This window comes from Novosphingobium sp. MBES04 (genome assembly GCF_000813185.1).
GTDB classification, from domain to species: Bacteria; Pseudomonadota; Alphaproteobacteria; order Sphingomonadales; family Sphingomonadaceae; genus Novosphingobium; species Novosphingobium decolorationis.
This window is the reverse complement of record NZ_DF850490.1, coordinates 23,422-30,213: the sequence shown is the minus strand read 5'-3', so window position 1 is coordinate 30,213 and position 6,792 is coordinate 23,422. Positions and strand designations below refer to the sequence as shown.

Below are 6,792 nucleotides of genomic sequence, written 5' to 3'. Positions count from 1 at the left end.
GCCCTCGGCTAGGCTGATGCGCTCCGATTTGCTTCCTTGGCGGGCCTCTTGAACTTTCACCGACGTTTTCAAAGCCGGAGCGTTTCCCGCTTCGTCTAGTTGGACACGCCATACATTCCTGCCGCCGTTGCCGTAGTTCGGCTTCAGCACGCGCGGGCCTGCGGCAAGATGTTCGGGGAAACGAGCGCGAAGGCCTTCAGCGTCCACGTATCGATCGACATCGCTGCCCCATTCCATGGATCGCGTTGTGTAGAGCACTTCCTTGACGCCGATTTTGGCGATCACGTCAGGATGCGCGCTGACGACAACGCCGCACCCCGCGACTTCGCGCAGCATTGGATCGAGCTGCGAGCGGTCGCCTGAAATGTCCAACGGATTCACCCAGACCAGCACTGCGTCGCACGACAGCAGCTCGTCCCGAATCTCGCGAACCGCCTCGTCCCTGTACAGTACAGGCCTTGCGGTCGCCCCGAGCGCCCGCAAGGCCTGCATTATCGGCCACTGCCGGGCTTCATGAAAGCGATGCGTCCACTCGGCTGCTTGCCCACGCCAAAGAAGAGCGATGTTCGGGCCGGATGTCATTGTTGCATCTCCCCATCGGACCTGTCCCCTTTGTGGTCGCGAACTCAGGTGTCGCGCAGCAGTGGGTGTTAAGCCACGGCGGTCGGGTTCAGCCGCCGCCGCGCAAAGCCGCGGCATAGCGCCGGTCGACCACTTCCCAGTCGATGTTGCGGAAGAAGGCGTCGACATATTTGGCGGCGGCGGTGCCGTAATCCATGTGGAAACTGTGCTCGTACATATCGAGCGCGAGCAGCGGCACGCCGGCAATCGCACCGTGCATATGATCCCACGCCCAATGGTTGTGCAGCGAGCGCGTGTGGAGATTGTAGACGAGCACGCACCAGCCCGATCCGCCGGCAAGGCTCATCCCGGTACGGCGGAAGTCGGCTTCCCAGCGGTCGAACGAGCCGAACGCCGCGCCCAGCGCGTCGCGGATGGAACCGGCTGCCTGGCCGTTGCCGCCGAGCCCGTCGAAATAGACTCATGGAGCACGACCGAGCCGGTGCGGTGCAGCTCCTCGCGCTTCAATCCGCCATAGACCACCGGCGGCAGGTCCGTGTCAGCGAGCGCGGCGGCAAGTCGTGTCTCGATCATATTCAGGGCCTTGACCGAGCCCGCATAATTGTTCTCGTGGTGCGATGTGATCAGCCTTTCGGAGAGGCCGTGAAGCCTGGCGGGATTGAACCTGAGCGGCTTGACCTGATGATTTCCGGCAAAGGCGGGGACAGCCGCCGGCGCTGCGGCCGGCGTCTGCGCAGAGGCTTCGTTGATAGTCATGGCGGCGGCTCCGATGCCAAGAGTTGCGATTGCACTGCGTCGGGAAAGATGGTCGATCGTCACGCGTCACTCCTTCAGATGATCATTACATATGCGGCCCCGAGGACCGAGCAGACGCCGAGCACCGGCAGCATGCCGGCCTTGAACCGGAACATGGCGAGTATCGCACCCACCGCGAGCGCCAGCGCCGGCCAGTTGACGGACGTTAGGACTGGGAGATCGATGGTGCCGGCTGCGAACGGCACTTCGCGGACTTGCTCGAACAGAGTGTGGATACCAAACCAGACCGCCAGATTGAGGATCACGCCGACCACTGCGGCGGTGATCGCCGAAAGCGCGGCCGACAATGCGCGGTTGCCGCGCAGCCGCTCGATGAATGGCGCGCCGGCGAAGATCCACAGGAAGCATGGCAGGAAGGTAACCCAGGTGGTGAGGATTGCGCCGAAGGTCGCGGCGACGAGCGGCGGCAGCCCGGTCGCTTCGCGGAAGGCCGCGAGGAAGCCGACGAACTGCGTCACCATGATCAGCGGCCCGGGCGTGGTCTCGGCCATGCCGAGCCCGTCGAGCATCTCGCCGGGCTGGAGCCAGCCATAGGTCTCGACTGCCTCCTGCGCGACATAGGCGAGCACCGCATAGGCGCCGCCGAAGGTCACCACCGCCATCTGGCTGAAGAAGGTGGCGATGCGGCTGAACACGTCGTCGGGGCCGAACGCGAACAGCAGCGCTGCGACCGGCCCGAGCCAGAGCAGCAGCAGGACGCCGGAGATGCGCAGCGACCAAGAGAGGTTCGGCCGGGCATGGTCGGGAAGGCCCTCGCCAAGAGCGGTGTCGCGGTCGTGGATTATCTCAGCGCCGGCGGGACCATGTCCGCCGCCGCCCTTGAATGCGGCGTAACCAGCGCGGCCACTGAAGAAGCCGATCAGCGCGGCGGCAAGCACGATCAGCGGGAAGGGCACGTCGAGCACGAAGATCGCGACGAACGCCAGCGCGGCAAAACCGCGCATGACGTTGTTCTTCAAGGCACGCGAACCCACCCGGACCACCGCCTGTAGCACCACCGCCAGCACGGCGGCCTTCAATCCGAAGAACAATCCCTCGACCAGCGGCACTTCGCCGAGCAGCACATAGACATAGCTGAGCCCTAAAATCGCGAGGAAGCCGGGCAGCACGAATAGCGCGCCCGCGACCAGGCCGCCCTTGGTCTTATGGAGCAACCAGCCAATATAGACAGCTAGCTGTTGCGCTTCAGGGCCGGGCAGCAGCATGCAATAGTTGAGCGCGTGGAGGAACCGCTCCTCGCCGATCCAGCGCTTCTCCTCGACCAGGATGCGATGCATCACCGCTATCTGGCCCGCCGGTCCGCCGAAGCTGAGCAGCGCGACCCTGATCCAGACGCGCACCGCCTCGCCAAAGCTGATGCCGTGCTCGTGCAGCGTCTCGACTGCGATTTCAGCGCGTGCGCTGGCCTCCATCTTTAGTCCTCTTTTCGCCGGGTGAAGTGAGCATAGAATCCGTCGAGCGCGGTCGATCCGCGCGCGATCCGCTCCTCGTCGTCGTCGGTGCCGGCACAGATGCCGGCGATAAGCGCGCTCACTCCCGGAGTTTCCGGGCGCTCGAACCGAGCATCGGCAATATCAAGGTCGTGAACAATTTCGCCGAGCGCCCGCAGCGCGGGGTCGGTCTCGAGACCGGTGAGGAACACCAAGGTCTCGAAGGAGCAGCGGTCGCCTTCGTGGGTGAACTCAGCGTCCGCCATGTCGAACCTCAGTTCGTCAGGCTCCGGCACATATCCTTTGCCCTCGACGAACTTGAAGCTCGCCTCGGGGTCGATGAAGCGGCGAATGAGCCAGGCGGACGCGATGCGATCGACATGGACATGGCGGCGCGTCACCCAAACGCGGCGCTTTAGCTCCGCCGGGGTCAGCTCGGGCGCACCGGGGCCGCTCACATCGGGATGTTGGTGAGAGCGGCGGTCCGCCTCGGTGATGGCGGCCTGTGCCGCCTGCCGACCATGCGCACCGAAAAAGTCGATCGCGGCGACCTCGTTCAGGCGTTTGCGCAGGCGGCCCACATCCGCCGCCGCGACATACTCGCCCTCACACAGCGCGCGCGCCTCGCGTGCCAACTCCTCATAGTCGGCGTCACGCGCAGCGTCGAACACTCCGCGCAGCTCCGCATCGCCCATGCCGCCGACAAGGCGCGCTTCGAGGATCAGCGCCTCGCCGCCATTTTCGGTGATCTCGCGATGCAGTTCTTCGAACAGCGCGCGCGTGTCCTCGCGATTGGGGAGCGCATGGACGGCGTTCTTGAGCGGCGCGGCCCCGATCGCCTGCAAACGCCGCCAGACCTTCACCCGCAAATAGGCAGGCTTAGCCGGAAGCTGCGGGATCAGGAGCAACCAAGGGGAAGCTTGTGTGTTTGTCATAGTTGTATCGTCACTAGCCTACAAGTGTAAGGGTTGCATCACAAGCCTCATGAGCATAGGACTGCTTATCCCGAAGAAAGAAACCGGAGCGCAATGTCGCGGCTCGCCGGCGGCGCGCTCGCATGACGTGAGGCTTTCCGTGTCGAGTGCGCTGATGAAGGATCAATTATGCTGAAAAAGACCATCGCCTTGGGATTCGCCAGCCTCCTGCTGGCAAGCCCGGCATGGGCAGCGCCGGACTGGTCGGCTGTCGACCGGGCGATAGGACGAGCGGGGGCCGAACAGCCGGGGGGCGTTCACCGCTACAGCTTCCCGCGTTCGGACCTGAGCGTCACGCTGGATGGGGTGACGATCAAGCCCTCCCTCGCGCTCGGCTCTTGGGCGGCGTTTCAGCCGATGGGCGACGAGGCGATGGTGATGGGCGATCTCGTGCTGACCCACGACGAGGTGAACCCCGTTTTGAGCCGCCTGCTCGCAAGCGGTTTTACGATCACCGCGCTCCACAATCACCTGCTCCGCTCTTCGCCTGCGACCATGTACATGCACATTGCCGGCCACGGCGACCCGGTGAAGCTCGCGGCCGCGCTCCGGCAAGCGCTATCAGCCAGTCGGACCCCGCTCGCCGCGCCGCAATCGCCTTCGGCCAGCGCAGCCGCATCGCGGCTCGACCTCGATGTGGCCGCGCTCAACCGGTTGATGGGCGGTGAGGGCAAGACGGCCGGTGGCATCCTCCAATACAGCTTTCCGCGCGCCGAGCGGCTGATGGACGGCGATATGGAGACTCCGCCGACGATGGGCACGGCGACCGCGATCAACTTTCAGCCAACCGGGGACGGCCGAGCCGCCATCACCGGCGATTTCGTACTTGTCGCAAACGAGGTCGATCCGGTCCTGCGCGTGCTGCGGACGAACGGGATCGAGGTCACGGCGCTGCATAATCATATGCTAAACGACGAGCCGCGGCTGTTCTTCATGCACTTCTGGGCCAACGACGACGCAGCCAAGCTCGCCCGTGGGCTGCGCGCGGCGCTCGACAGGATGAACAATCAGAGGAGTTGAACTCGGACGACGGCTCATTGGGCCGTAACCGCCGCCCGCCCGACCCCACGGCCCTTATGCAGGAAGTGGAATGGAACATGGCTAGCAAACGAACTCTCACTGTTGTCGCAGGCGTGGGCGCGGCCGCGCTGGCGATCGCGGGCGTGGCGATCGCGCAAAACCACGAGGCGAACGAAAACCGGATAATCGGCAAGCACAGCGAACGAGACATCCCGCTTGCTCAGGTGCCCGAGGCCGCGATGAACGCGGCACGCGCGCAACTCGCGTCAATAAGCAAAGCGGAGCAAGTCACCCGAAAGGCGGACGGAAGCACGCTCTATGAAATCAAGGGCAAGAACAGCGACGGAAAGACGATCGAACTGTTCGTCACGCCCGAAGGCCAGGTGCTCGGCCGCGAATGATGGATCAGCACGGGGCGCCGGCCGTCGAGGGCCGTGCGCCCCTTCCGAAATGATACTGCGGAATAGGAGACGAAAATGCGGCCAAGGCGATGGATATTGTTATGCGCCGCTTTGGCCGCCCTGCCTGATAGTGCGATCGGCCAAACCGAACCCGCGTCGGCGACGGGCTCGGCGTTGTTCGTAAGCTGTCAAGCGAATGAGCCGCGATGCGGCGCTTACCTCCAAGGCGTGCTCGACATGATGATCGTCGCGCGAAAAGCGGAATGCCGCGCTCCACGCTATGACCGATCGGCGCTGCGCGCGGCATATTTACGCTGGGCGGAGCAGAATAGCTATTTTATGAGTGTTCATATGGTGGCCGGAGCTGAACGCTCGTTAGCGAAGGCTTGGCCATGTCAGTAGCATCGTACCCCGCGGCGTAGCCTGCCCGGCGGCTGCCTTTGAGGGCAGGCGGAGCGTCCGCCTGGCGGTGAATTCCGCCAGCTCAACGATCCCATGTCGCGCCTCAAGCTCGCTAATTAGCCGATGTTCGCATTATGTCTGCCAAATCGTTGTCTGGCGCACAAACCTTGAGGTGACGCCTGGAAGAGGACGGCTTTGCGCCCGGGCGTCACCGAAAGTGAGGCGCGGCGATCACTATGAGCTGGGCAACAAGCCTTTCCATATCGGCCATGCCAGATGCCCTTTAGATCCTTTACGATCTGTCGAGCGGCGCTTTCCGGTGTGTTCGGCATAGTCCATTAATGCACTATACGACTAAACCGAACAAGCGGATTTAGCACGGCCATATCGGCTTGCTCCCCCTGGGAGCACCCCGGCGGCGTAGCCGACGGACTGCCTTCTCAGGATCGAACTGAGCTTTCTATGGGTCGCGGCGCTTCAATTTTCATAGCCCGTCAGGGCTTACGCGTTGCCCGACTAGGGCAACTCCTTCTGGTTCCTTTTAAGATATCAAAATAAGTATGAGGAGGAGTGCAGTGATTGCACTCACGGGTATTCGCGTCGGTCGACCGACGCTGGGCCGCAAGTTCTCCGGCGAGAATGAGCGCTGCACGCAAGCCTTTGTCCTCTGGCATCATGTGGCGGCGCTCGACGGCACCAACGCTCGCCAGCATGTCAGCGTTCTGTTCGAGTGCCTCGGCCCGACGCTGCTCCTCATCGGCCGGGACAGGCGCAAAGAGGCCGACCATCTTCGCTAGCCAGTCGGGTAGCTGGCAACGATAGAGGTTCGAGGTCTGCTCTGAACGCGCTCCAAATTCGCTGTCGGAGGAATAGTCGTAGCGCCTGATCCATTCGAGCAAGCCCAGGCCCTTGAGCCGATTGATGCAATAGTGGACCGCGCGACGAGCAAGGCCGGTCCAGCGCATGAGCGTTTCATAGGATGGGTTACACCACCCTTTGCGGTAGTGCAGATCGTCGAGGATCTTTAGCATCATGTCCCGGCAAGAACGGGTGAAGAGCGTAAGTTGCTCTTCCTCGGCGGTCAGCTCGCGCCCCTGCCGCTTCTGTGCAGCCAACTGGCGCCCCCGATCGAAAGCCAGATAGCAAGCGCGGGCAAGCCGCTTGCGC

The 6,792-nt window shown here is 63.4% G+C and carries 9 protein-coding genes; 3 read left to right on the top strand and 6 right to left on the bottom strand.

All coding sequences use genetic code 11. The features are described 5' to 3' along the window. The 5 genes from MBENS4_RS22125 to MBENS4_RS22110 all read right to left on the bottom strand — a co-directional run. A partial coding sequence (locus MBENS4_RS22125; RefSeq protein WP_159108121.1) for a Cj0069 family protein occupies positions 1-582 on the bottom strand: 582 nt, incomplete at its 3' end. A gap of 88 nt (positions 583-670) precedes the next feature. Further along, a complete protein-coding gene (locus MBENS4_RS27020; protein ID WP_242405099.1) occupies positions 671-985 on the bottom strand; it encodes a superoxide dismutase in 315 nt (104 codons plus the stop codon). Beyond that, entirely contained in the window at positions 925-1,401 is a 477-nt protein-coding gene (locus MBENS4_RS27015; protein WP_242405078.1) for a hypothetical protein, read from the bottom strand. The genes MBENS4_RS27020 and MBENS4_RS27015 overlap by 61 nt, the downstream gene beginning before the upstream one ends. 11 nt (positions 1,402-1,412) lie before the next feature. After that, complete coding sequence (gene chrA, locus MBENS4_RS22115) at positions 1,413-2,810, bottom strand: chromate efflux transporter (protein ID WP_017184237.1); 1,398 nt, start codon at positions 2,808-2,810, stop codon at positions 1,413-1,415. Between the two features lie 2 nt (positions 2,811-2,812). Beyond that, positions 2,813-3,736, bottom strand: coding sequence for a chromate resistance protein ChrB domain-containing protein (locus tag MBENS4_RS22110; protein ID WP_008603798.1), 924 nt, complete (start codon positions 3,734-3,736; stop codon positions 2,813-2,815). 195 nt (positions 3,737-3,931) lie between these two features. On the opposite strand from MBENS4_RS22110, the gene MBENS4_RS22105 reads away from it, so the two are divergent. From MBENS4_RS22105 to MBENS4_RS27695, 3 genes are all read left to right on the top strand, one after another. After that, entirely contained in the window at positions 3,932-4,822 is an 891-nt protein-coding gene (locus tag MBENS4_RS22105) for a DUF1259 domain-containing protein (protein ID WP_008603797.1), read from the top strand. After that, positions 4,819-5,223 (top strand): PepSY domain-containing protein, encoded by a 405-nt coding sequence (locus MBENS4_RS22100; protein ID WP_228165648.1) that lies wholly within the window; start codon positions 4,819-4,821, stop codon positions 5,221-5,223. Before MBENS4_RS22105 ends, MBENS4_RS22100 begins: the two co-directional genes overlap by 4 nt. Positions 5,224-5,298: 75 nt before the next feature. After that, the gene (locus tag MBENS4_RS27695; RefSeq protein WP_223178489.1) at positions 5,299-5,625 is read left to right on the top strand and encodes a Rap1a/Tai family immunity protein; all 327 of its coding nucleotides are present in this window, start codon (positions 5,299-5,301) and stop codon (positions 5,623-5,625) included. A 494-nt stretch (positions 5,626-6,119) separates the two neighbouring features. Here the strand turns inward: MBENS4_RS27695 and MBENS4_RS24990 are convergent. Then, positions 6,120-6,792 (bottom strand): helix-turn-helix domain-containing protein (locus MBENS4_RS24990; RefSeq protein ID WP_084592316.1); only part of this gene is annotated, 673 nt, incomplete at its 5' end.

What these genes read in the sequence shown, in the direction of transcription:
- chrA (WP_017184237.1), bottom strand. Translation starts at nt 2,810, where the DNA reads ATGGAGGCCAGCGCACGCGCTGAAATCGCAGTCGAGACGCTGCACGAG.
- MBENS4_RS22105 (WP_008603797.1), top strand. Translation starts at nt 3,932, where the DNA reads ATGCTGAAAAAGACCATCGCCTTGGGATTCGCCAGCCTCCTGCTGGCA.
- MBENS4_RS27695 (WP_223178489.1), top strand. Translation starts at nt 5,299, where the DNA reads ATGCGGCCAAGGCGATGGATATTGTTATGCGCCGCTTTGGCCGCCCTG.